Origin of the sequence: Aquimarina algicola (genome assembly GCF_006443095.1) — a bacterium.
GTDB lineage: Bacteria > Bacteroidota > Bacteroidia > Flavobacteriales > Flavobacteriaceae > Aquimarina > Aquimarina algicola.
In genome coordinates this window covers 68,933-93,326 of the sequence record NZ_VFWZ01000008.1, presented here as the reverse complement: position 1 = coordinate 93,326, position 24,394 = coordinate 68,933, and the positions used below count along the sequence as shown (strand labels likewise).

Below are 24,394 nucleotides of genomic sequence, written 5' to 3'. Positions count from 1 at the left end.
GTATAAAATGTCTTTTAATGCATTTTTACACCATATTTTGCTTATCATTTTTTGTTGCGATTAGTATTCCTGTTGACCAGTTTATTTTTGTTAAGTTAAAATCTTCTCTACTTTCTAAATATTTGATTAATGTATCAACATTCTCTTGGTGACCGTCAGGCCAGTTTGGTTGAGTTGACATATCATCAATAATATAAAACCCTCCTACTTTTACAAGTTCAAGGACTTCGACAATCTCGCTATACTTACCGGGCCAGGCATCTGCAAAAATTAAATCAAACTTTTCTCCTTTGTAATTTTTTATCCACTCAGTTCCATCCGCACAAATAATTTCTACTTGTTTATTTTGTCCGAAGAAATTTTTAGCGATTTCAATCAATTTTGAATCATTATCAATCGATATTAGTTTAGACTTATCATCCATTCCATCTATCATCCAGGATAGAGATAAACCTATTCCGGTCCCCAATTCGAGTACATTAGAATTTGGTTTAGAAGTTATCAATGTCTTTAATAGGGTCCCAATATATAGGTCAGATGGCATTGTAAAACCTATTTCAGTACATTTAGCCACTATTTCAGCATGAAGTTTTGGTTTGTCAAGAATATTTAAATCATTCATATTTTGATTTTTAGCATTAAGCACAATATTTTTTGGTTTTCAATTTCTTTAGATGGTCAGAATTATTCGGCAATGATCAGAAACTTCTGGCTCAAAAACCACCTCAAAATCCAATATATTAAGATGGTCGTTTACTAACATATAATCTGCAAGTCTGCTTTTTTTTATATTGAGAAGTTCGTGTTCCTTTTGTTGTTCGGGTGGTTACTAGCTCAGTTAGTCCTGCTCTAGATAAAATTTTTAAGGTTTCGCTATTTGGTTCCACATTATTTTCATACTCCCATATTCTCTTTTAAATCTTAGTTTTTCTTAAAAGCACCAAACGGTATAGTGTGCAAAAAGATACTACATTTTGAGTTTAGTTGTGAGTCGAATTTTTATATTTTGATTTAATCTATCATTTTAAAAGCCAGATTAAAAGTTTAGCAGTCTATGTAGATAAGAATGAATCTCTAATATGATTCCTGTCAACTATTTTTTATTTCAGCAGGTTCTTTTTGAGTATACAAATCCATATACGTTCTTGGGTTTACTCCCTTAATTTTTTTAAACTGTCGATTAAAGTAACTCAAACTATTAAAACCTGTGTCAAAAGCAATTTGAGATATTGTTAAATCAGATTCTCTTAATAGTCTAGACGCATTTACTATTCTCAAATTATTTACATATTGTGTAAATGTTTTTTTGGTACGTTTTTTAAAATATCTACAAAAATAAGGAACACTCATATGAACCTCTTTTGCTATTTTTCCTATAGATACTTCATGGTTTATATTATTGAATATATAGTTTAGAATTTTCTGAAATGTCTCACTATCTTTTGCCTGATATAATTGCGATTCTTGAGTCGTAGATAAAAGTTTTTGATTTTTGTCCATACTAAGACTTTCTAATAAAGAATAAAAAGAAATCAATCTATCTAAACCTCTTTTTTGAAACAATAACTCAATCTGATTCACATAATCTTTGCCATTACTAAATTGAATTCCACTTGCAGATTTCTTTAGCAACAAATAAATAGATTTCATTTCGGGAAGCTCATGATTAAAAAATAATTCCTTTTTGAACTGAATTACCAAACTATGAGCCTTTATTGAGTTTTCTTCTTTATAAAAATCATGATTACATCTCCAATAATGAGGTACTTTAGCACCTATTAGGACCAAATCTCCTACATTAAATAGTTCAGCACTAGTACCTACAAAACGAGTTCCATAACCAGATTTAATATAAGTAAGCTCGATTTCTTCGTGAAAATGCCATGGGGAATCAAAGTAATTTTCTTTGTATTCTGTTGTAGAAAATGATTGATGGTGTGCGTGTATAATTGATTCTTTAATTGCTTTCATAACTCAATATTATCTATTTCTACAATAAAAAAACCTAATAAGGTTAATATTGTTCAAAAATAACACAATATCCGAAAAACTTTTACTCTTTAAAAATAGAAACTTTGCAAAGATTAAATTCTTATTAGATGGAAAAAAGTAAGTTACCGGATCCTTTTGAGAAGGCTAGAGAAAAAAAAGGATATGGTGAAATGAACGATCAGAATGATCCTGTTAAAATACTTTTAAGATTAAAAGACGTTCGAAAAACCGCTAAAAACTGGAAAACCTTTCAGTCCGGAGGTGAGGAAGTTGGACGTATCGTTGTGCCATCGGAAGCAAATATTAGAACCACAAGGCAAATCCCTTTTGAAGTAGACCCGCCCGAGCACACAAATTATCGAGCAATTATAGAGCCTTGGTTTAAAAGACCTAATCAACCAGAGTATCAAGATAAGTTACTTGATATTGTACAGGTAGTTATCGATGATGTATTAAGCAAAGAAAAAGTTGAAGTAATTAAAGAATTCTCATTAATAATTCAATCAAGGGCGTTAACTGTATTATTGAATACTCCATTTGAAGAATCAAAAACCTGGATAGAATGGGGTACACACGTATTTAGAAGTGAGGATACACATTTAGACATTGATAAAGCAAATATCTTATACGATTATATTGATCAAGAAATAGATAGAGCTATTGAAAATTCTACAAGTGACTTATATTCTATATTAATAGACTCTGAAATCAATGGTAAAAAGTTAACTAAAGAAGAGGTAAAAGGAGTAATGATTTTAACCTTTGCAGGAGGACGAGATACAATAATCAATACCATCACCAATTCCATTGCATATTTTGCAGAACACCCAGAATCATTAGATCGTATTAAAAATGAGCCAGAAATCATGAATACTGCAATCGAAGAATTGATTCGATATTTTGCACCCCTTACGCATATGGGTAGAGTAGCTACAGAAGATACACAAGTCTGCGAGCACGCCATCAGAGCACAATCAAGAATTTCTCTATGTTGGGCTTCAGCAAACAGAGATACTAAAACTTTTGAAAACCCCAATGAGGTTGTGTTGGATAGAAAAATAAATCCTCATGTAAGCTTTGGTTTTGGAACACACAATTGTTTGGGAGCAACCCACGCAAGAGTCTTATTACGTATTATTATAACAGAGCTCGTTCAAAAAGTTAAGACCATAGACATTTTAAATTATGAAGATAACATTGAAGACCTTGATGAATTTAAAAGGAAAGTAGGATTCAATTCATTAACAGTAAAATTCAATGCTAGATAACAACAACAATTTTAATTAAAACAATTATGGCTAAAATAACATTTATTGTTAATAATGATGAAAAAATCCTGGTAGAGGGAGACTCAGGAAATGTAATGCAGTTAGCAGTAAATAATAATATTGCAGGAATAGATGGAGATTGTGGTGGGGTTTGTTCTTGTGCCACTTGTCATGTATTTGTTGCAGAAAAAGATTTTGAAAAAGTGGGTAAGGCAGGAGAAATAGAATTAGAAATGTTGGAATTAGAAGATTATGCGAGTGATTTTAGTCGTTTATGTTGTCAGATTGAGGTTTCTGATGCAATTGATGGGGTTGAGTTAACGGTAGCTAAAGAAGTATAAATGATTTCTGATAATAAAACATGTATCGTAATAGGTGCAAGCCATGCAGGTGTAAATTTTGCTTTTGCACTTCGTAAAGAAGGTTGGAAAGGAGCTATTATCTTATTAGATAAAGATAAAGCTACTCCATATCATAGACCTCCTTTATCTAAAAAGTATTTAGAATTAGAAGACAGCATCCAAAACAATTTATTAAAATCGTTAGAAAGTTACGAAAAGGACAATATCTCTTTGTCTTTAGGTAAAGAAGTGATTCGCATTGACAAAGAGAATAAAATGATTCATTTAAGCGATGGTTCTTCTCACACGTATGATGTTTTGGTGTTCGCTACCGGAGCTAGAGCATTTATCCCTCCTATCCAAGGTATCCAAAAGGCAAAGAACATTTTTACGCTACGTAATGCCAATGATGTAGCCAATATTCGTAAAGCTTTTCATTCTAGTACAGATAAAAATATTGTTGTGATAGGAGGTGGATACATTGGTTTAGAAATCGCTGCTTCTTTAAAAAAATTAGGAGCAAATGTTACTGTTCTAGAACGTGAAAAAAGAATTTTAGCACGTGTTACCACTCCCCTTTTGTCCAATTTCTTCACAAATATTCATGAATCTAATGGAGTGAATATTTATGTAAATAAAAGAGTGACTCAAATCAAATCAGAAGGAAATCAAAATACTTTGGTTTGTTCTGATGGCTCTGCTCATATAGCTGATATTATTATTGTTGGAGTTGGAATCAAAGTAAACCTGGAATTGGCTGCTGAAATTGGATTGCATATTAATAACGGAATTAAAGTAGATACTTCAACAAAAACATCTGAGGATGCAATTTATGCTATTGGAGATTGTACCAATCATTACAATAAAATCTATGATACAAATGTAAGATTAGAATCCGTTCAAAATGCAGTAGATCAAGCCAAAGTAGCTGCGGCAAATATTTGTGGTAAAGAAATAGAATACGATGCGCTGCCCTGGTTTTGGTCAGATCAATATGATGTAAAACTCCAAATAGTAGGATTGCCTCAAGGTTTTGACAATTCAGTGGTCAGAAATGAAGGAGATAAAAAGTTTTCTATTTGGTACTTTAAAGGAGACAAATTATTAGCTGTAGATGCTATCAATAATGGAAAAAGTTATGTATTGGGGACCAAGTTTATTAAAGCAAATGCGATCATTGATAAAAAGAAATTAGCAGACCCGACAACCAATTTAAAAGAAATAATAAAAATAAATACTCAATCAAGATGAGTCATTGAAAAAAGAACAAATATTATGAGTAGCGAAGATTTTATTACGTGTAAAGCGGTAGTTGCCCCAGGAGATGGAACTTTCAGAATTGAAGAAACTAAAATTTATCCCCCTCAAGGAGATGAAATATTAGTAAAGGTTAAAGCTGCTGCGATATGCCACACTGATTATGATTCATTAAACTGGGGGATGCCTATCGTAATGGGGCATGAAGGATCAGGGATTGTAGAAGCTGTTGGTAACACGGTAACAAAAGTTGCAGTTGGTGACGAAGTAATTTTAAACTGGGCGACTCCATCTTATGACGATTTTCAATGTCAAATAGGAAACCAAAATATTGATGAACGTAATTCGCCAGTTTTGGCAAGCCATTCTGGTAGAATTTCAGAAGGGCATCCAACTTTTGAATCAACCACCTTGAACGAAGAGCCTATAGAACGTTCATTTAACTTAGGCACATTTTCTGAATATGCACTGGTAAAATCCTCGGGTGTGGTAAAGAAAAACTCTAAGAAATTATCTTTTGAGGGAGCTTCAACTATTAGCTGTGCAGTAATGACAGGATGTGGTTCTGTATTCAATACAGCCAAACCAGAATGGGGAAGCACAATAGTAGTTTTAGGAACAGGAGGTGTAGGATTAAATGTTGTACAAGCCGCTAGAATTTCTGGCGCTGCCAAAATTATTGCTATTGATGTGAATCCAACACGTCTCGAGATGGCAAAGCAATTCGGAGCTACAGATGTTATTTTAGCTGATAGAGAAGATAAAGGATTGTTAAACGCAGCTGAGATTGTAAAAGGAATGACTAGCGGAAGAGGCGCAGATTACGCTTTTGAATGTACCGCTGTTCCTGCTTTAGGAGTAGCTCCTTTAGCTATGATACGCAATGCAGGTACCGCAGTACAGGTAAGTGGTATTGAGCAAGAAATTATGGTAGATATGCGTTTATTCGAATGGGATAAAATTTACATTAATCCATTATACGGTGGTGCAAAACCAGATATCGATTTTCCAAAATTTGAAGCTCTGTATGAAAAAGGAGATTTAATGTTAGAAGAATTGGTTACAAGGACTTATAAGCTAGAGGATCTTCAACAAGGGTTTGATGATATGCTGACTGGCAAAAATGCCAAGGGGGTCATTGTATTTTCTTAAAATGATGGTTCAAATTATAATAGTCTACAGCTATATAAAAAAAGTAAAAATGATATTCAAAAACATACAACATAACCTTACAAAAAAACATAGAACATTAATTCTCATACTAATCCTTTCTCTTTCATTTTCTATGCAATCACAAAGAAGAAAGGTAGAATTATTAAAGGATTGGAAGTTCTCTCATGAAGATTCTGGAGCTACTCCTTTTATTGACTTTGATGATCAGGATTGGGAAAATATAACGTTACCTCATGACTGGGCGATATTAGGAGACTTTAATTTTAAAAATGATCTCCAACTAACCAAGGTCGTTCAGGATGGAGACAAAAAACCTAAGTATCGTACAGGAAGAACCGGAGCGTTACCCTACGTAGGGGTCGGTTGGTATAGAACTCATTTTCGTATTACAGAGCAAGAAGCCAAAGAAAGAGTAGAATTATCTTTTGATGGAGCGATGAGTAATACAAAAGTATATGTAAATGGAAAATTTGTAGGCGAAAGACCCAATGGATATGTCTCCTTTTACTTTGATATTACCTCTTTCTTAAATCAGGGAGATAATCTTATAGCCGTTCGGTTAGAAAATTTCCCAGGTCAGTCTCGTTGGTATCCGGGTGCAGGTTTGTATAGAAAAGTAACACTTGTCAAAACATCAAAAACACATATAAAAACCTGGGGTACATTTGTAACCACTCCTGAAATTTCTTCAAAAAAGGCCAAAGTAGATGTAGAATTAGAACTTGTTGGAAATGGTGATTATACCTTAGAAAATAAAATAATTGATCCTAAAGGAAATATATCTGTAATCAAAACAACTAAAGTAACGCTTAATTCTTCAACAAAGATCAGCCAAGATTTAATCATAAAAAAACCAGAATTATGGAGTCTCAAAACCCCTCAGTTGTATCAACTGGAGACAACTCTCTTAAAAGAAGAGACGATTATAGATAAGTATACCACACCTTTTGGGATAAGAAGTATTCGCTTTGAATTGAATGGCTTCTATTTAAATGATAAAAAAATAAGTTTTCAAGGTGTAAATATGCATCATGATCTAGGACCAGTAGGTGCCGCTTTTTATCCAGAACTATTCTTGCGTCAAGTCAAAAAGCTAAAAGAAATGGGGGTTAATGCAATTCGTTTTTCTCATAACCCTCCTGCCCCTGAGGCATTAGATATTTGTGATGCCGAAGGTATTCTGGTTATAGATGAAGCTTTTGATGAATGGGAAATAAATAAAACAGACAATGGCTATGGAAAGTATTTTGATAAATGGGCTCAAAAAGACATAACAAACACAGTGTTAAGGGATCGAAACCACCCATCAGTTATTATGTGGAGTTTAGGTAATGAGGTACAGGAACAATTCAACGGAGACCCAAAAAATCGATGTAAATTTTTAAATGATATTGTAAAAAAAATAGATACTACCAGAGCTACAACTGTTGGATTTAGTAAAGTGGTTAATAGTTTAAAATACGGGATGGCACAAACAGTAGATGTTGCAGGCTTTAATTACAGAGCAGGAATTTATCACAAAATAAGAGAGTTGTATCCAAATTTAAAATTTTATGCAAGTGAAACCGGAGGATCATTGAGTGTGCGTGGGGCGTATAAATTTCCTGTAATCTATGACCATCAACAAGATAAAAAAGGACGGTATGCAGATAAGAATTTATATAAAGATGGTCACCCAGGTAATTATGAAAACACTAGTGTACCTTGGGGATATTCACCTTATAAAGAATTTGCAGCTCAAGACTATAACCCTTTTGTTTATGGAGAATTTGTTTGGACAGGATATGATTATCTAGGCGAACCCTCTCCTTACAATAATGCACAAGGGCGTAGTTCTTATTTTGCTCCTATTGATATGGTAGGCTTAGAAAAAGATAAATTTTACTTATATCAAAGCCAATGGAATAAAGAAAAAGATGTACTACATGTATTGCCACATTGGACATTACCAAAAATGAAGGGCAAAAAAATACCTGTAATATGTCATACAAATTTTGAAAAAGCAGAATTATTTATAAACGGAAAAAGTTATGGAGTGAAGGGTAAAGAAAAACCTTTAAAACCTGATTTTTTATCAGATGATATTAATATTGAAATTAATGGAGGAACCTCTTTTAATCAAGTGAAGGCCTATTCTATCGTTTGGGAAAATGTGATGTATGAGTATGGAACACTCAAAGTAGTTGCATATAATGCAAAAAACGAAAAAGTTGCAGAAAAAACTATTGTTACAGCTGATAAACCGAGCCAAATAAAAATAATGCCAGAGCTAAATAGTATAAAGCAAGGACAAGCTGGGGTATACCAAGTTTCTGTAGTAGATAAAAATGGGAATCTTTGCCCTAATTATAATGAAAATATGCAAATTGAAGTTTCGGGTGCTGCAAGGTTTTTAGCTTCGGGTAATGGTGACCCAATGAACCTACAAAATCTATCAAAACCAGAGCGTAAATTTTTAAACGGAAAAGCTGTTGTTTATATAAAATCTATTGATAAAGGTACAGTGAATATTAAGGTTACATCTGGGAATTCAGAAGCTATAAATACTGAATTAGTAGTGAAGTAATATGGATTCAAAGTTTAGGACAACAGAAATCTCAGACCCACAATTTGAATCGGACAACCTAAGATTCATTACCGTAAAAACGCAAAATTTAAAAGGTCGTGGAGATATATGCCTATACGTACCCAAACTTAATTTACCGGCTAATGTTCCTTTGGTTATTTTATTACATGGTGTATATGGCAGCGCTTGGATTTGGTCGCAAAAAGGAGGTGTCCATAAAACTGCAAATGAGATGATCAATCAGAAAGAAATCGCTCCCATGTTAATAGCGATGCCTTCAGATGGCTTATGGGGAGATGGTTCAGCTTATTTACCCCACAATTCGTATAATTTTGAAAAATGGATTGTAGAAGATGTGATTAATGCTGTAAAAGAGAATATAGAAGAAGTAAATGATAATTCTCCAATTTTTATAGGTGGACTCTCTATGGGAGGTTATGGAGCTTTAAGGATTGGAGCTAAATATCCCAAACTCTTTAAAGGATTTTCGGGTCATAGTTCTATTACAGATATTTCACAAATGACTTTGTTTGTAGAAGAAAGTTTAGAAGATTATAAGCAAGAAAATTTCGAATACGAATCCATTCTAAGCCTTATGAAAAGAAATAAAACTCTTTTACCCGCTTTTAGGTTTGATTGTGGAATAGATGATGCATTAATTACACATAACAGAACATTACATGAAGAATTAGTTCTTGAATGTATCTCTCACGAATACAAAGAATTCTCCGGAAAGCATGAGTGGGTGTATTGGATAAACCATGTAAAAGATACTTTACGATTTTTCAATAAGCTATTATAAATTGTTTTCTATACTCCTTTTACATAATACTTATTACAAAAACTGCTTTAAAGTTCCCTTCATCAGGAAGAAGAAGCAATTTCACAGGAATTTACAAATTAATTAAAACTTGTTAGCTATACACTGCTTAAAGTCAAAATTAGGCAACAAGCCTTTTCAAAGGATTGTATAAGAGTCATACTTTGTTGGGTAATAATCGAATAAAAAAATGTACCTCCGCAAATACAATAGTATTGATGTAATAATCTATAGATATTGGAAATATACTAACCTTGTGTAGCATCAAAATAATTGACACTATATAAAGCGGTTTCAGTAACCTCTTTATTTTCTAAAGCATTTATATAAGAATCTTCTATACCTTTTTTATGAAGTATTCTATTTAAATAATTTCATTTACTAGGTTATTAGACGAATATTAATCCATTTTTATATTTCAAAAATCAATATCATCAAGTACTCGTTCTAACTCATTGAGATCTTCTTTTGAGTTACCTTTTAGTAAAATACCAAAACCAAATCCTTTTTTTAGGCTAATAAAATATCTGTGATATTCAACATCCTCATTTTTAAATGTGGCATCAATTTTATAAAAGGTCTCTCCATCTAGCTTGGTTTTAGTAAAATCTTCACTTGCTAATTCTATACTAGGATTACTCTGAGCATCTTTTTTTGTGTACTCTAGATAATTTTTGATTTCTGTAATATTATCTTCATTGATAAATGCAGTATTTTCTACAAAAAAGAAAATCTTTGGTTTCTTAGTCACTAGAGCCTCTTCTTTTTCTAACAGAAATATTCCTGTGGTTTTTATGTTTTGGGGTACATTTAGAGCTCTTATTTTATTCTCATAAAGATTTTCATCCCATGGTATTCCTTCTCCTGTATCTTCATGCCAATACTTGCTGTGCTTGTCATCATAACTATATCCTTCTGGTACGGGAAATGAAAAATCAAAAAACTTGTTAAGGTAGACACCATTTTTTTCTACAAGACCCCAATCGAATTGGTTAAATTCTTCTTTACAACTTGTTAGCATAACAAAAACTAAAAAGAGAAAAAAACAACAAATGTTTTTTAGTGTTGTTTGTTGTTTTTTTGACACAATTTGTGATTCTTTATCTTTACGTTTATTCTTACTTGTAGTATTTTTCATCTTATTATTGTTATTTAGATTATAAAAGTTCTCTTTCAAATGAATGATGCATTGAAAAATCTATTCTTTTTGAGCTACTGTAAACACTAATACTTTGCTTAATTATCAATATAATTGTATCAATTTTACGATTACATTAAAAAGATCAAAGTATCTATTTTATCATACATCAAAATGCTATTATAAAATTTTAAATACGTGATCCAGCTTTGACCAAAAGTAATCGATCTTCTTAATAAATTTGACCCAGAAAACAGGGTTTTTTCGTTAATCGATTAAATAATTTGTATGTTATTTTTTACCTTTTCACTAAATTCTTTAGTAACATATTGAGTACCTTTATCTGAATGAAAAATTAAGGTGTTTTTAATCTCTCTTTTATTAGTGATAACATATCTTCTACACTCAATCATTCTAACATTTATATAGATTCATGGTTCTAAAAACTAGTGTTGAATTCTTCCTTTTAAGAGTTACTATAATTTTTTATTATGATTACTTCAATATTATTTAGATTCTAGTTTTACTTTTACAAATTAATTAATCTTTTTTTCGCTTTTTCATGAGCTGGATTAATTGTTAATTCTTTTTCATAATCGAGCTTTGCTGCTTCGTATTTTTTTAAATGTTCATAGCATAAACCTCTATTAAAATGTAAAGACTCTTTGTTGGGGTTGATCCGTATTGCCTCTGTATAACACTCAATAGCTTTGATATCGTTTTCTAAATAGTAATATGCTAATGCCATATAATTATAGGCGTTAAAATAGTTGACGTCTAACGCTATAACTTTCTCAAAATAGGATATTGCTTCTTTATAAAGTTTACTATTATAAAAATTATAAGCACAATTAATAAGTGCCTTTATATGATTAGGATTGTATTTCAATACTGTATGAAATGCATCTGTGGATTCTTTGTAACGTTTTAACTTTCTTTGGTATATCCCTTTGTTTAATAAGGCAATTTCACAATTTGGTTGTCTGGCTATCAGCTTTTCTAAACATTGTATTGCTTTTTCTTGTTCTCCTAATAGCCAATATTCACTAGCCATATTTGTATAGGCCATTTCATAATTCGGGTCTAATTTCAATGCATTATTATAGGCCTCTATTGCATTACGAGAATCTTTAAAGCCTACGGCATATACATACCCTAAACTTGTGTACGTATTCGCAGTTAAGTCTCCCAACTCTATTGCTTTAAGATAATCGTTTTTACTATTTTCAAATTGCTTTAACTTGCTATATAACTTAGCTCTTCTATAAAATCCAAAAGCATAATATGGATTCTTATCAATACAATTATTGATCAATACTAATGCTTCTTTATGTTGTCCTTTGTTTTGATAAATAAGCATTAAACTACAATAGGGTTCTGGTTGATAAGGATAATTTTTGATTGCTATTGTATAGTAATCAATAGCATTATTGTGATCATTTTCTCTTTCTGCAATTCTACCTAAAAGGTCATAAAATGGGCCTTTTTTATCTAAGTTTTTAATAGCCTCCTGACAAATGTTTTTAGATTGTTCTAATGCATTGACTTTAAAGAACTCCCAAGCTAAATTTTTATTAGCATCGTAATAAGTAGGCTTCATAGCAACCGCCTTTTGGTAATAGGCAATAGCTGTTTTCTTGTCGTTTAACTTCGTCAAATACACACCTAGGTTATTAAAATATTCTGGCTTGCCTGGATTTATATCAATAGCATTTTTATAAGCTGTTTTTGCATTTTCCCATTGTTGCTTATATTCATAAATATCACCTATTCTAATGTGATTTAGCTCATAAAAGGGATATAACACCAAACTCTTTTGATAAGATTTTATGGCATTCTCATAGTCTCTAGCTTGTGTATAGGCATCACCTAATAAATGATATATGTAAAAATTGTCTTTGCCAGAGGTAATGACTTTTTTAAAATATTCAATAGCTAAATTTGTTTTATTTAGCTCCAAATACCCCCAACCTATTACAAAATCAATTTTATATGTATAGGGATATTGTGTACGTAATATGTCAAAATAGTGTTCGGGATTTAATTGTGAATTCAAATTATCAAAAAAAGTAGTGATAATCATTCTGTAATTGCTCTCCAGATTATCAATTTTATCTTTTTGTACACTATCATTATTATTTTCTAATACCTCCGAGACCTGATGCTTTGAAGTAGCTTGATACAGTTCAATTCCTTCTGGAAACGCATTTCTAATATCAGAATAACAAGTGCTTTTAGTTAAGTCTAAAGGATTTGGCTCGATGACCTCTGTGGCTTCTAGTAGTCCTCTATTTTGAGATTTGGCTGCTTCTAGTGCTTTTAAAAACACTGTAATCCTACCATCCGAAAAATGACAATCTAATTCGGTTTTTACAACTGGGTTTGTATTGTAATCATCTAGTAATTTTTTAACTCCTTCTACAGAAATATAAACCCCAGAACTGAAATTAGTATTAATCTTATTAGCGATACGCTGCTTAAAGTCAAAATCAGGCAACAAGCTTTTCCAAGGTAGCGTATAGGCTTTATACTTTGGATAGTAATCGAATAAAAAAGAAAAAGCACCTCCTCGGATATAGTAGTATTGATGTAGTAATCCATGGATATTGGCAATATAGTAGCCGTGTGTAGCATCAAAATAATCAGATGACACTACATTTAATGCGGTTTCAATAATGTGTTTATACTTATCTGTATAGCTGCTTTCAATGTTATGTGTATTACACACGGTTTTAATAACCTCTTTATTTTCTAAAGCATTTATATAAAGATCTTCTATATCTTTTTTATGAATTGGATGGTAGGTAATGTCATATCCCATAATAATTTTGTTAAGAGTAGTTAGGTGTTTCAATAATCTCAATAGTTTCTATTGCTGCAAATTCTATATACAAAAAGACAAGATACTTGCTATTCAAACACATTTTTTTACAGATTTTTCCAGGTACAAACTCATTTCTAAAAGCTCGCATAGTATAAAGCGGTGCTGTAGAAACAAAATCGAAAATAATTAAGAATAAACAAAAAAGAGTATCAAATTATAGATTGGAACGTATAGTCTTATAATTCTCTATTCTGCTTTGCTCACAATTAATTTTATAAATTAACTACTGATAAATGTTGTTGACGATATTCTGAAGGAGTTTGGCCTACTAAATTTTTAAACACTCGGTTGAATGATGTTTTACTAGGAAAACCGGCTTCGTAACCTAACGCTAATATTTTGTAATTTGAGAAGGCTGGATCTTTAATAAGTTGTTTTGCCTTATCTACCCGATACAAATTCATGAAATTATTAAAGTTCTTTTCAAAACAAACATTTAATACTTCAGAAAAAAGATGCACACTCATATTTAGGCGTTCAGCAAGTGTGGATTGTTTTATTTCGTGATCGAGATAGGGTTTTTCGGTTTCCATATAATCCAGGATCTTTTGCACATATTGCTCTTGCTCTGCAGAAGTCAAGGATGTTTTTTTAGATTTTTCGTCATCATTTTGGGTTAATGATGGGATAGTTTTTTCTTTTACCAGCTTTAATATTTTAGCCTTAAGCGCTTCATTTTCATCTTGTAACAGTAACCGATCTTCCTTTAATTGATATGCTTCTAATTCTGCATGTTTTTTCTTTTTCTGATAAACCAATAAAACTCCCAATAGTATAAAAGTAATAGCAATCCCTATCAAAATTGAAGTCCACTTAAATGTACTCTCCTTTTTTAATTTCACTTCTGTTTTAGCCAGTTCTTTTTCTATTTCGAATCTTTTAGCTTTTGAAAGTGTCTGTAAGTACTTTTCTTTGGCATTTATATACCCTTTGTATTGCATATTTGCTTTTTCCAAATGCCCTAATTTTTCAAAACTTTTGGCCAGCTGCTTATACGTATCCATCTCAATTTTTAGAAACTGGTTAGAGATCGCTATACCTTGAGCCATTTGCAAAGGTAAAACAGCCTCTTCATAATTTTCAAGTCCAACTAGTGAAGCCCCCATGAGGTAAAGACTCAAGGCTCTACGTTCTATAGATTGCTTATCAGTATATAAGTTTTCTGCTTGTTGGCTATGGGCTAATGCTTGTTGAAACTGTTTTAGCTCAAGATAATTTTCTGCCATTTCGTTTAAGGTATTGATAATAATATCATCACGTTTTAGTTTTTCGCCTATACCTTTGGCTTTCTCAAGATATTCTAAAGCAGTATTAAAATCTCTGTTACCGGTAGCAGCATCAGACAAACCTGTATACACAGCCATTCTATACACATCCGGCCCTCCAAAATCTTCAATATATTTTAATGCTTTATCAAAGGATTTTTGCGCTTTATTATGATCCTCAATTTGGTTATATACATTACCCAGATTAACTAAAATAATAGTCTCTTTTTTGTAACTATCCGGTATATTTTTTGAGATTTCTAACGCTTCCAAATAATATTTCATTGATGTATCGTAAGAGCCTAATGAATTATAATACACCCCTAATCTTATAACGGCATCAATTTCATAGGCTTTAAGCTGGTTAGCCTTGGCAAGAGTTAAAATAGAATCAGTATATAATTTGAAATTTTTAAAATCGCCCAAATTGTAGGAATCACCCTGTAGTTTGGTTAAACGCTCTAGCACTTCTTTTGCAGAAACAGTATTTTCTTGGTTTTGGGAATACCCGGAGCTGCATAGAAAAAATACGAGATAAAAACCGGCAACTAACTTCAACATTACAACTACTTTTAAAATAATTGCAAATTAAGAATTTATTGTTTTAAAGAGAATGGTGCCAACTTATAATTTGGAGCGTATGTATGAGGTGTTTTTATTTCTTTTGTATGAAACAAAAGAAGAATTCAATCAATATATGAACGAATACTTAAAAATATATCATCAGGATAGCACCCTCCATTTTGCAGGGTTTGAAAAAGCCTTTGTTCGTTTATATCAAAATAAAGAAACGTCTCAATTCAAAGCCACAAATCTTATAGACATTGAGCTTAAATGTTGTTTGCAGAATAAAGTTAGTAATGAGCGTTTTGATTTTATTCAAACAGCAGCTTTGAATTTGTATCAGTTCCCCACCAATTTATCAGACTCCGATGGCTTAGAAGAGCTAACTATTGAAATTCCTGAGGTTCCTCTCGGTGAGAAGCAACACAATAGTGATATTTTTATGTACCTGGGTTTTGGAGTCACTATTAGACAAAGTAGTATTTACTTTAAAAAAATTGAAAATGATTATTTCATTAATTGGAAGGGTATCGCAGAAGATATTGACTATTATGATGAAAGAGCAAAACCCAATACGTTTGATTTAGTGGCCAAAATCGAACGTATACAAAATGTAAGAACAACAGATATTATCGAAGGTTAAAAGACAATGCAGGATACGAATACCACAGCGTTACATACTACTATTGAGCATCTTTATCAGGTATTTTCGAGCTACCCGGCACCACAACGGGTGATCGATTATCCTTGTGTTTCTTGCTTTAGTACTACCGATGAGCATTATCTTTTAAACATCCCTTTACAAAAACTAAATGATCATATTTTTGGCGCGCTTATAGAATCTTGCAATATCATCCCATTTGGCAATGACATCTACAAATATTTTGTACCGCGAGTGCTAGAGCTTACTACTATCGAAAATCCGGACTTCAGTTTTTCTTTTGTAGAATACGTGCATCGAGAATTTGCCAAATTTGATTATCAAAACACATTTTCTGCTAAAGAAATAAGCGCTATTGACAACTTTTTTGATGCCTGGCTTCAACAAGAGTTCAATAAACCTATGGATCAGTATGACGAAGCTGAACTTTTTTATGCTGCTCAGGCAGGATATAATACGATTCCTTTTTTAAAAGAAATCCGGCATGATAACAACAATAAAATCATTGTAAAACATTTAATGAATTATATCCTAATTCAGGAAAAATATAAATCAAAAACAGAATTTACAAAGTGGTCGAATACTGGAACTTTGAAGCAATTAATACGTTGGATTCATCATGAACATATTTAAAAAAACCATATTTACATCAACAATCCATCAAGAAGAAGCGCTAGAACGCTTGCAAGATGTGGTGCAAGATACGCGTCCACATCCTATGAAAGTATTTATGGGTGATTCATCACATAAACCTTATTCGGGAAGGATAGAAGGACATATTTTTATAATAAAAAGAATCATCGGTTATCGCAATCATTTCTTGCCTGAAATTAAAGGAGTGATCACACCAGATGGCGCAAATATCAATATCGAATTGAGTGTAAAACCCAATCCTGTTGCTTTGATATTCATTGGGTTCTTTTTTGTTTTTGCGTGTATCGCAAGTTTAGTTTCGATATCTATAATTGTGACTTCAGAGGTTTTTGAGCCGCTTACGCTTATTCCCTTCGGGATGTTAGGTATAGTGGCACTTATGGTAATTCTTGGCGTTGGGATAGAAGCCAATGTTGCAAAACGTTTTATAAAAAATTTGTTTAATGCAAGTGTAAAAAAAGAATAAAATGACACAAAATCGCATCTGGTTTAAAAACAATCCCTGGCCAGAGGGGCATGCAATCAAAGAGGTAAAGCTGTACGGCGTATTAAAATCCGATCGTGTATTGTTGCATTTAAGCATAAAATCAGAAGATTATTATGCAAAAGAAGGTTGGGAAGCCACACGCGAAAGAGAAAAAACCTATGATGACGCCCTTTACGATAAAGGCATTGAAGACAATTGGCAAATGATGGCCGGCTGGCTCAACTATCATTCTTGCCATATCCAGCCAAACGAATATCATCTTTTGGGCGACCATAAAATACCCTTTGCATTAGATACGCTAGACAGTTTAACCATAGCCTTAGACAATCCACCACCAGAAGACAAAAACTGGGGTGGTATTTCATTTGATGATCTGGCCTTTCATTGCTATGTGCTGGGACATGATGCGGTAGGATATCACAATATTTCCTTCAGCTCGGCAAAAACCGATATGCCTTATCATTATGATATAGACTGGACAGGTAAAGTAGCATTGGCGTATATGGGAGATGAAGAATTTAAATATGACTTTAAGATTCAACTTCGTGATGTCCCTTTTGTGGGGTTTGATGGTGTAAGACGAAACGAATTAAGGTACAGAGGCAAAGGTGATTCAAAAGAAAACTACTGGTATGATAAACGACAAGACCAAAGTCTTGAAGAACGGGAAGCCGAATTAAGAGCCTGGATAGAAGCTAATACAACCATACCACCAGCACAACTCAAATTTGTAGCAGAAGAACATAGTGATTGGTTGAAATTAATTTAATCTCAAAAATATTGTTTATGAAAACACTAATTATCTTAGCTAGTGTGTTACTTACCGTAGTCTTTACATCAATGTATCTCATTAAAAAAAGTAAAGAACCTCAGAACAAGCTCACGAGGCATTCGAAGAGAACTGACTTTTGACTTCGAGACAAGCCTCGGAACATTTAAATCTCGATTATCGAGTAAAAAAACGATGGAACCACAAAGAGATTATCCCAAATACATATCGCATTCTAAAGTATAAATACTCTGAATTATTTTTTTGAGTTGTGCTTAATTTCCTTCACAAGCTGCCCATTTCTATACATTTCTTCTATAACTAATTCTCCCGTAATATTATATTTCTTTTTTGAATCAATTTTATTGTTAACATAGACAGATTCGATAGCCAAAGTTTGATTTTCATAATATTTCTTATGTGTGTAATCTTTGGGCGCTGTATATATTTTTTCTTCGTATATCTGGCCATTTTCAAATTTTTCTATCCAATGACCAACAGGATTATCGTCTTTATAATATTCAACTCTTGTCCCTTTTAGACCTTTATAAGTACTTATAAAATGTCTTAACCATTTTCCGTGTCTTTTGCCGTTTTTATAGGTTTGCACACTAATCAATTTTCCTTGCTCTGTATAATCCAATTGATCGCCGTGTGTTTTGCCATTTTTAAAATTATTTTCCTGGATTTTTATTTCCTTATCATTGTAAAAAGTTTCTTTCCCGTGTTTTAAACCATCCTTAAAAAACGAAGTAGCCTTTAGGTTTCCGTTTTCGTGATATGCAATAAATTTACCGTCGTATTCTCCTTTTACAAAATTTATTAGGATGTAAGAGCCATCATCATAACCGATTTTATAATACCCTTCTAGTAATTCTTTTTTGTTTTTTTTATAATGAAAGAATCTTTTACCAAAATCCTTTGTAGTGATTTCATCTTCAAAAATAAAAGTTTGTGTAAATGCTAAAGACGAATACAAACAAGCTATTAATACTATATATTTCATTTTTTAATTTTTTGTAAATAAAAGGTTTAATTAAATTGAAGTAATGAGCAATGGAAGCAAATAAATGTTTTGGCTACTTACTATACAATATTTAAGAGTAACTTTCTCATTTTTTTATTTATTTGTTTTTACTCTAACAATCAAGGGTATTATTGTTTTATTTGTTCTTTAAATAATATCGGTTTCCCTTTTTTATATCGGGAGTAGCTGGTAAAAATAATGCTGGTAACTTCTTCTGGGTCTCTGACCCCAAGTTTACTAAAATATTTACTCAACCTTGAACCATTTGTAATTTGCCAACGGTTTCTTATTCTATAACCTATAGATAAATAAGCTGTAGAAACAAAATTGTTTTCTGACCAATCAACTGCTTTTTGCTGTGTTGCATCACCTAAAACTTTGTCTAATTGTACCAAACAATCTTCTATATCTTTTGGGATATAAACTCCAAAAAGAGTATCGGTTATAAACCGTGTTTTTTCTCGCGCATCTATCACTTTTTGCTTTGATCGATATTGCTTTAGTAATTCTTTATGTGGGGTATCTTGTTTATTTAAGTAATTCTTAAAAGCAACTAGTACAACTTCATTTATAAGATCAATATCTTCTATACCATTTCTATTTAAGTATTTTACAAATCTTGTATTCTTTTCTTTTCCTTTTCTTTTATTCTTTATTTTATTATACCAAACAAACATAGGAGGACTATCCTCTACTAAATAATCTAATGAATATGGATATACAATATTTATAATTGTATCATTATCAGCATTTCGAACAAGATTCTTTAAACTGTCAGAAAAAGTAGTATTTAATATCTCGTTTGCTCTACCTAGATTTTCAGGAATTTCTTCTAAAGCTGAATATTCACTTTCAGGTATAAAATAATCTACTCTTTCAGTTGTTTTACAACTACTTATACATAGATGTATCAACAGACAAAAAACAACTATTTTTATTATTCTATTTTTTGTTTTTCTCATTATTCTTCAATTTCATTTTATATTCTTCCCAAGTCATTTTTGTTTACTTCAATGATCAAGACCATCTTTACCTATTGTTTAAAATAGGCTTCTTTTCTAAAAATTTTCTATTGGGATTACATGGGCTTTGTTGTACTCTTGCCTTAAAAGATTCTTTGTTGGACGCATTAAAGAGATAAGTACATTTTACACAATAGCACTCGTGTAAATCTAACTTTCTGGTTTTGTAGCTCCATTAATCTAATTTAGATATATCAGTATTGTAGAATTTACCTTTAAATAAATTTTGATTTTCTAATAACTGATAAGCTTTCTTTAAATTGATAGGATTATTCTTATATCTTGATTTTAGAACCTTATTCTTTTTGTGGTCATATTCTATATACAAAGTGTCTTTATCTATTACATAAGTATTTGCTTCGATCATTTCATCTTTGTAATAAAGAATTTGAAATAAAGGAAGTCTAGGTTCTAAATAAGCAACCTGAAAAAAATCCTTATTCTCTCCACCTAAAGTCTTCTTTATATCAGTATATGGAGGCTTAGAAACGTCTATTAAACCTTTATCAGTTCTATTTTTATGTAAAACCGAAAAAGTAAAAACATCTGCTTTTCTAAACCGATATGGTTCTTTATAAATAAAAGCCAAAAATAATACAGAAGTAAGAATTGTTAGAAAAGTAGGAATATAATATTTTGGAATAAACTTTTTGTTAAGAAGTAATTTTATTAAACTAAAAATACCTATCAACAAACATGCAAAGAAAATAACTATCTTATAAATCATATCTAATTTTTTATACCCCAATGAGGTGTATTATTTATTGAGTTTGGATTATCAAAATGATTATGCAAGTCACAAGTTAAAAACTTCGACCAGCAAGGGAATTATCTTTTAATAGGTTTATATTTTTTCAATAAAAGATATATTATAAGAGTAATTACCCAAATAATTATAAAATCAAAAACTAGATATATTCCATTCCAACTAAAACGTATACAATCGGAAATAAAAAATCTATTGTAATAAATTAATGGAAATCCAATATCTAAACTATTATCGACTTTAGGATTAATGATAGAAATAAGCACTGTTAAAAAAGACACTACAAAAAACATTAATATCGATAACAAAATTGACCTAAATAAAATTTTGATATCAATAAGCATACTTCGCATATTGAATATTTTCTTTTAAAGTTACAATCTTTCCATTATTTCCCAGACCATACAAATTACCATCTATTTTATCTAAACTAATATTTTAACTTGATTTCTTTTTGTTCTTTGGTTAGGACATTGGTGTCAAATCTTCGTGTTTTATCACTATTTTCTTTTCTATAATCTACCCGTATCAAATCACTTTCTAAGAAATACTCCGTAAGTTTTGGGTGTTTTTTTCTAAACTCTTCTAATTTGGTGATATGCATAGAGTCTTTTTTCTGCGCTCTCATTTGCTTTTTATAAACCTCTAGCGTTTTTTGTTGCTCTACATTTTTTTCTTTAAGAATATGTAAGCTATATAGTAAATAGTCTAAACTATCTTTTTTATTGATAGACAATCTATTAAAATTATCTACACCTAAGTAAGAGTTTTTACGATTCTTATAATAAAGTTTACCACCGCCAATACCTCCACTTGAATTATTTTTTTCTCTATATAAATAATCAACTGATTTTATAATATAGTCATCATCAGTATTATTAAATATTTTTACATTATAAGGTAACATAACCCTTGTTACTACATCATGTTCTACGTTATACCAAAGTATAATCGGTTTATCTATTTCTCTCACTTCAATCTTTAAATCAACATCTAATTTTTTTTTCTGACCACAAGCTGCTAGAAAAAATAGAAATACGATGTATAAATAGTTTTTAGTAATCACTACCAACTCTTTAATTTGACTTCTCTAGTACCATTATCAGAAACCGATATTCTAAATTGTCTTGGTTTTTCTTGATCTTTTTTTCTATAGCTAATTCGTATTGAATCTCTTTCTAAAAAATACTCTGTAAGTTCGGGGTGTTTTTTTCTAAACTGTTTTAGTGTACCCACATGCATAGAGTCTTTTTGTTGTGCTCTCATTTCTTCTTTGTATATCTCTAATGCTTGTTGTTGTTCTGTGTTTTTTTCTTTAAGAATATGCAAGCTATATAACAAATAATCTAAACTATCTTTTTGATTTATTTTAAAACTCTTACCATTATCTGTAAATAAATAAAAGTTTTCATTTGTTTTGTAATGTAATTTACCTCCTCCGATTCCTCCGCTGTAATTATCATCTTGTCTTCTATATAAATACCTAACAGAATTCACTACATAATCATTATTCGTTTTGTTATACATCATTATATTGTAAGGGAACATTACCCTTGTTATTACATCTGCTTCAATATTATACCAAAGTATAATAGGTTCATTAGTTTCATTTACTATAATATTTAAACTAGTATCTGCATTAACATTTTTGTTTTGACTACAAGCAGTCAAAACAAAAAAGAATATAATATGTAAATAATTTTTGGTGTTCATTTCTAAAAAAATATGGTTTCTATTATGTATACAGGTATTCCCTGACTATTTTCAACTTTTTTATATAGAATATTACATTGATCTCTTTTATCAGTGTTTTGATCAATCAATTCTTGTAATGTTGTTATTTTTCCTGATAGCAATTTATCAATATTAGGTATATCAAAAGGGTCTAAAAAATATTCATCACGTCCATCAATCTCATTTAAAACAGCACTATATCCTTTTGCCTTTGCGATATCTAGATCATGTTGTAGTGCTGCATTTGTTGCCTCGTCTCGTTCTGCTTTGATTTCTTGTGCAAAGATACCAGCTATTTCTAAAGCAACGATAAAATGCATCGTCAATGGGTTGGCTAGCCCTAGCCCGACCAATACATTTAAGCTCAAAGGCTTGTCAAATGGGCTATCTTCACTCATTGCATAAGAGATTACACCTGCTATATCAGACATCAAACTAAAATGATCCGCTACATGTTTAATCCCGCCCAGTATTTTGACTTTGGTACCATCTTGTGCAAAAAAATCATAATTACTCGTTGAGCCATCAACTCGTTGCCCATCTCTATTAAACGCTCTGGTATGGCGAGAGTTTACTTCTCTTAGCCGCCCCTCGTTATCATACACTTGTCTGGCTCTTATAGGTGCATTGGGGTGTCTATACACTTGCATATCACTCATCACAATGTTACCATCTGCAAGTTTAGCAAGGACAATATCATCAATTTTATTTTGAGCTACTGTGCTTATTGCTTTTGTAACTTGCTCGGTGACCTTACCCTTTATTTTATCTTTTACCTTGTCTTGTACTGCTTTTAGTAAAAAAATAGGCGAACCATCTTTACCACTTCTTAATTCTGGTAAATTCATATCTCCAAAACCACTTTTGAAATATAGATTACGATTATTGGTGGTAACTCGCAATACTTTACTATCGTCTCCTTCGGGTAATTCTACATTTGTGATATTTGCCCCACCGGTTGTACAATTTACAACCCAATACAGTTCTGCTGCAAAATTATTGTAGGCAATATTGTCTGTATCTTCTCTAATCACAGGTTCCCAAGTTTCAGATAGTTGTATCTCTGCTACGGCACGCCCTCTAAACCCTTCGCCCTCTTCGAGCATTACTATGGCTCGTGTTTTTACAGGTTTGTTAGGAAACTTATCTGTATCATGACCGGATAACCCTGCCCAAAAAAAACGGTCATAATCAAAAAGTTGTAGGTTTAGCACTGTATCTTCTTCAAGATATCGGGTTTGTATATGAAAATACATGGTTGTACCCAATGCTACATTGTTTTTTTGATCCTTATTATAGGTATAAGGTTGTAATCCTTCTCTATCATAAGCCCAATAACTATTGATGATTCTAGGGTCTTGTTGTTCTTCTACTTCTTCCTGTTCCTCTACTTCGGGTAGTTGTGGGGTTGCCCACCATTGTTCAAACTTATTTTCGCCATTGTGTACAATCCTAGAAGGGCTTAGTTGTACTCTTACCTTAAAAGGTTCTTTGTTGGAGGCATTAAAGAGATAAGTACATTTTACACAATAGCACTCATGTAATTCTAACTTTCTGGTTTTGGTATTTTCTTGTACCGGGATAAAATCGAGGTATGCATTTTTTTGCATGATGCGGTCTATTGACCATTCAAAAAAAGTGGCATCTGCATTGGTTATGGGAATCTCAAAGGTAAATAGATCATTTTTTGGTTTGCCCCAAGGCCTACCTGTAGGGTCAATGTACTGTATAAACCCCATATCAATGTGATCAACAGTGTATTCTTTGTCGTCTACTCGTAGTTTAATTTTGATACTCATTTAATCTGTTCTAGCTTTTTAGGTTTTAATAGTTATTTGATCATTTACGTTAAAGCTTAGTACAAATCTGCGGGTAGAGCAGCAAATATAGAACAATGCTTGTGATCTATTGCTGTGGTAAAACCGCATATTTTTAAGCTATTTTCGTAATCCATTATTTAGTTTTTTAGTTTTTGGTTTATAGTTCATTGTTTTCAGTGCGTCACC

The 24,394-nt window shown here is 31.7% G+C and carries 21 protein-coding genes; 10 read left to right on the top strand and 11 right to left on the bottom strand.

Features of this window, described 5'->3' with window-relative positions; genetic code table 11:
- Nucleotides 1-25: 25 nt before the first annotated feature.
- Together FHK87_RS20605 and FHK87_RS20600 are read right to left on the bottom strand one after the other, a co-directional pair.
- A complete protein-coding gene (locus FHK87_RS20605; protein ID WP_140596147.1) occupies nucleotides 26-622 on the bottom strand; it encodes an O-methyltransferase in 597 nt (198 codons plus the stop codon).
- 467 nt (nucleotides 623-1,089) lie between these two features.
- Complete coding sequence (locus tag FHK87_RS20600; RefSeq protein ID WP_140596145.1) at nucleotides 1,090-1,971, bottom strand: AraC family transcriptional regulator; 882 nt, start codon at nucleotides 1,969-1,971, stop codon at nucleotides 1,090-1,092.
- A 128-nt stretch (nucleotides 1,972-2,099) separates the two neighbouring features.
- Here FHK87_RS20600 and FHK87_RS20595 point away from each other — a divergent pair, with 128 nt between their 5' ends.
- The 6 genes from FHK87_RS20595 to FHK87_RS20570 are packed head-to-tail and all read left to right on the top strand — an operon-like array spanning nucleotide 2,100 to nucleotide 9,399.
- A complete protein-coding gene (locus FHK87_RS20595) occupies nucleotides 2,100-3,260 on the top strand; it encodes a cytochrome P450 (RefSeq protein WP_140596143.1) in 1,161 nt (386 codons plus the stop codon).
- Nucleotides 3,261-3,286: 26 nt separating this feature from the next.
- Complete coding sequence (locus tag FHK87_RS20590; RefSeq protein ID WP_140596141.1) at nucleotides 3,287-3,601, top strand: 2Fe-2S iron-sulfur cluster-binding protein; 315 nt, start codon at nucleotides 3,287-3,289, stop codon at nucleotides 3,599-3,601.
- Complete coding sequence (locus FHK87_RS20585; RefSeq protein ID WP_226294346.1) at nucleotides 3,602-4,852, top strand: NAD(P)/FAD-dependent oxidoreductase; 1,251 nt, start codon at nucleotides 3,602-3,604, stop codon at nucleotides 4,850-4,852.
- A gap of 24 nt (nucleotides 4,853-4,876) precedes the next feature.
- Nucleotides 4,877-6,010, top strand: coding sequence for a zinc-binding dehydrogenase (locus FHK87_RS20580; protein WP_140596138.1), 1,134 nt, complete (start codon nucleotides 4,877-4,879; stop codon nucleotides 6,008-6,010).
- A gap of 49 nt (nucleotides 6,011-6,059) precedes the next feature.
- Nucleotides 6,060-8,597, top strand: coding sequence for a glycoside hydrolase family 2 TIM barrel-domain containing protein (locus FHK87_RS20575; protein WP_226294345.1), 2,538 nt, complete (start codon nucleotides 6,060-6,062; stop codon nucleotides 8,595-8,597).
- A gap of 1 nt (nucleotide 8,598) precedes the next feature.
- Nucleotides 8,599-9,399 carry an alpha/beta hydrolase gene (locus FHK87_RS20570; protein ID WP_140596133.1) on the top strand — a complete coding sequence of 267 codons (801 nt, stop codon included), beginning with the start codon at nucleotides 8,599-8,601 and terminating at the stop codon, nucleotides 9,397-9,399.
- Nucleotides 9,400-9,835: 436 nt separating this feature from the next.
- On the opposite strand, the gene FHK87_RS20565 is transcribed toward FHK87_RS20570, so the two are convergent.
- The 3 genes from FHK87_RS20565 to FHK87_RS20555 form a co-directional block, all read right to left on the bottom strand.
- Nucleotides 9,836-10,555, bottom strand: coding sequence for a hypothetical protein (locus tag FHK87_RS20565; protein WP_140596130.1), 720 nt, complete (start codon nucleotides 10,553-10,555; stop codon nucleotides 9,836-9,838).
- Nucleotides 10,556-11,084: 529 nt separating this feature from the next.
- Nucleotides 11,085-13,376 (bottom strand): tetratricopeptide repeat protein, encoded by a 2,292-nt coding sequence (locus FHK87_RS20560; protein ID WP_140596128.1) that lies wholly within the window; start codon nucleotides 13,374-13,376, stop codon nucleotides 11,085-11,087.
- A 275-nt stretch (nucleotides 13,377-13,651) separates the two neighbouring features.
- Nucleotides 13,652-15,265: a tetratricopeptide repeat protein gene (locus FHK87_RS20555; RefSeq protein ID WP_140596126.1), complete on the bottom strand. Its 1,614-nt coding sequence runs from the start codon at nucleotides 15,263-15,265 to the stop codon at nucleotides 13,652-13,654.
- Nucleotides 15,266-15,317: 52 nt separating this feature from the next.
- On the opposite strand from FHK87_RS20555, the gene FHK87_RS20550 reads away from it, so the two are divergent.
- From FHK87_RS20550 to FHK87_RS20535, 4 genes are read left to right on the top strand one after another with little or no spacing between them, the layout of a single operon-like run.
- Nucleotides 15,318-15,911, top strand: coding sequence for a hypothetical protein (locus tag FHK87_RS20550; protein ID WP_140596123.1), 594 nt, complete (start codon nucleotides 15,318-15,320; stop codon nucleotides 15,909-15,911).
- A gap of 6 nt (nucleotides 15,912-15,917) precedes the next feature.
- A complete protein-coding gene (locus tag FHK87_RS20545; protein WP_140596121.1) occupies nucleotides 15,918-16,562 on the top strand; it encodes a hypothetical protein in 645 nt (214 codons plus the stop codon).
- A complete protein-coding gene (locus FHK87_RS20540) occupies nucleotides 16,549-17,049 on the top strand; it encodes a hypothetical protein (RefSeq protein WP_140596118.1) in 501 nt (166 codons plus the stop codon). Before FHK87_RS20545 ends, FHK87_RS20540 begins: the two co-directional genes overlap by 14 nt.
- A gap of 1 nt (nucleotide 17,050) precedes the next feature.
- A complete protein-coding gene (locus FHK87_RS20535) occupies nucleotides 17,051-17,839 on the top strand; it encodes a hypothetical protein (RefSeq protein ID WP_140596115.1) in 789 nt (262 codons plus the stop codon).
- A gap of 256 nt (nucleotides 17,840-18,095) precedes the next feature.
- Here FHK87_RS20535 and FHK87_RS20530 read toward each other — a convergent pair whose 3' ends face one another.
- The 6 genes from FHK87_RS20530 to tssD all read right to left on the bottom strand — a co-directional run bounded on the left by FHK87_RS20530 (nucleotide 18,096) and on the right by tssD (nucleotide 24,187).
- The gene (locus tag FHK87_RS20530) at nucleotides 18,096-18,845 is read right to left on the bottom strand and encodes a toxin-antitoxin system YwqK family antitoxin (RefSeq protein WP_140596112.1); all 750 of its coding nucleotides are present in this window, start codon (nucleotides 18,843-18,845) and stop codon (nucleotides 18,096-18,098) included.
- 149 nt (nucleotides 18,846-18,994) lie between these two features.
- Entirely contained in the window at nucleotides 18,995-19,828 is an 834-nt protein-coding gene (locus FHK87_RS20525; protein WP_140596109.1) for a DUF6794 domain-containing protein, read from the bottom strand.
- Between the two features lie 235 nt (nucleotides 19,829-20,063).
- Nucleotides 20,064-20,615: a hypothetical protein gene (locus tag FHK87_RS20520; RefSeq protein ID WP_140596107.1), complete on the bottom strand. Its 552-nt coding sequence runs from the start codon at nucleotides 20,613-20,615 to the stop codon at nucleotides 20,064-20,066.
- A gap of 469 nt (nucleotides 20,616-21,084) precedes the next feature.
- Nucleotides 21,085-21,720, bottom strand: coding sequence for a hypothetical protein (locus FHK87_RS20515; RefSeq protein ID WP_140596104.1), 636 nt, complete (start codon nucleotides 21,718-21,720; stop codon nucleotides 21,085-21,087).
- The gene (locus FHK87_RS20510) at nucleotides 21,720-22,367 is read right to left on the bottom strand and encodes a hypothetical protein (protein ID WP_140596101.1); all 648 of its coding nucleotides are present in this window, start codon (nucleotides 22,365-22,367) and stop codon (nucleotides 21,720-21,722) included. Before FHK87_RS20510 ends, FHK87_RS20515 begins: the two co-directional genes overlap by 1 nt.
- Before the next feature lie 2 nt (nucleotides 22,368-22,369).
- A complete protein-coding gene (tssD, locus tag FHK87_RS20505; RefSeq protein WP_140596099.1) occupies nucleotides 22,370-24,187 on the bottom strand; it encodes a type VI secretion system tube protein TssD in 1,818 nt (605 codons plus the stop codon).
- Between the last annotated feature and the right edge of the window lie 207 nt (nucleotides 24,188-24,394).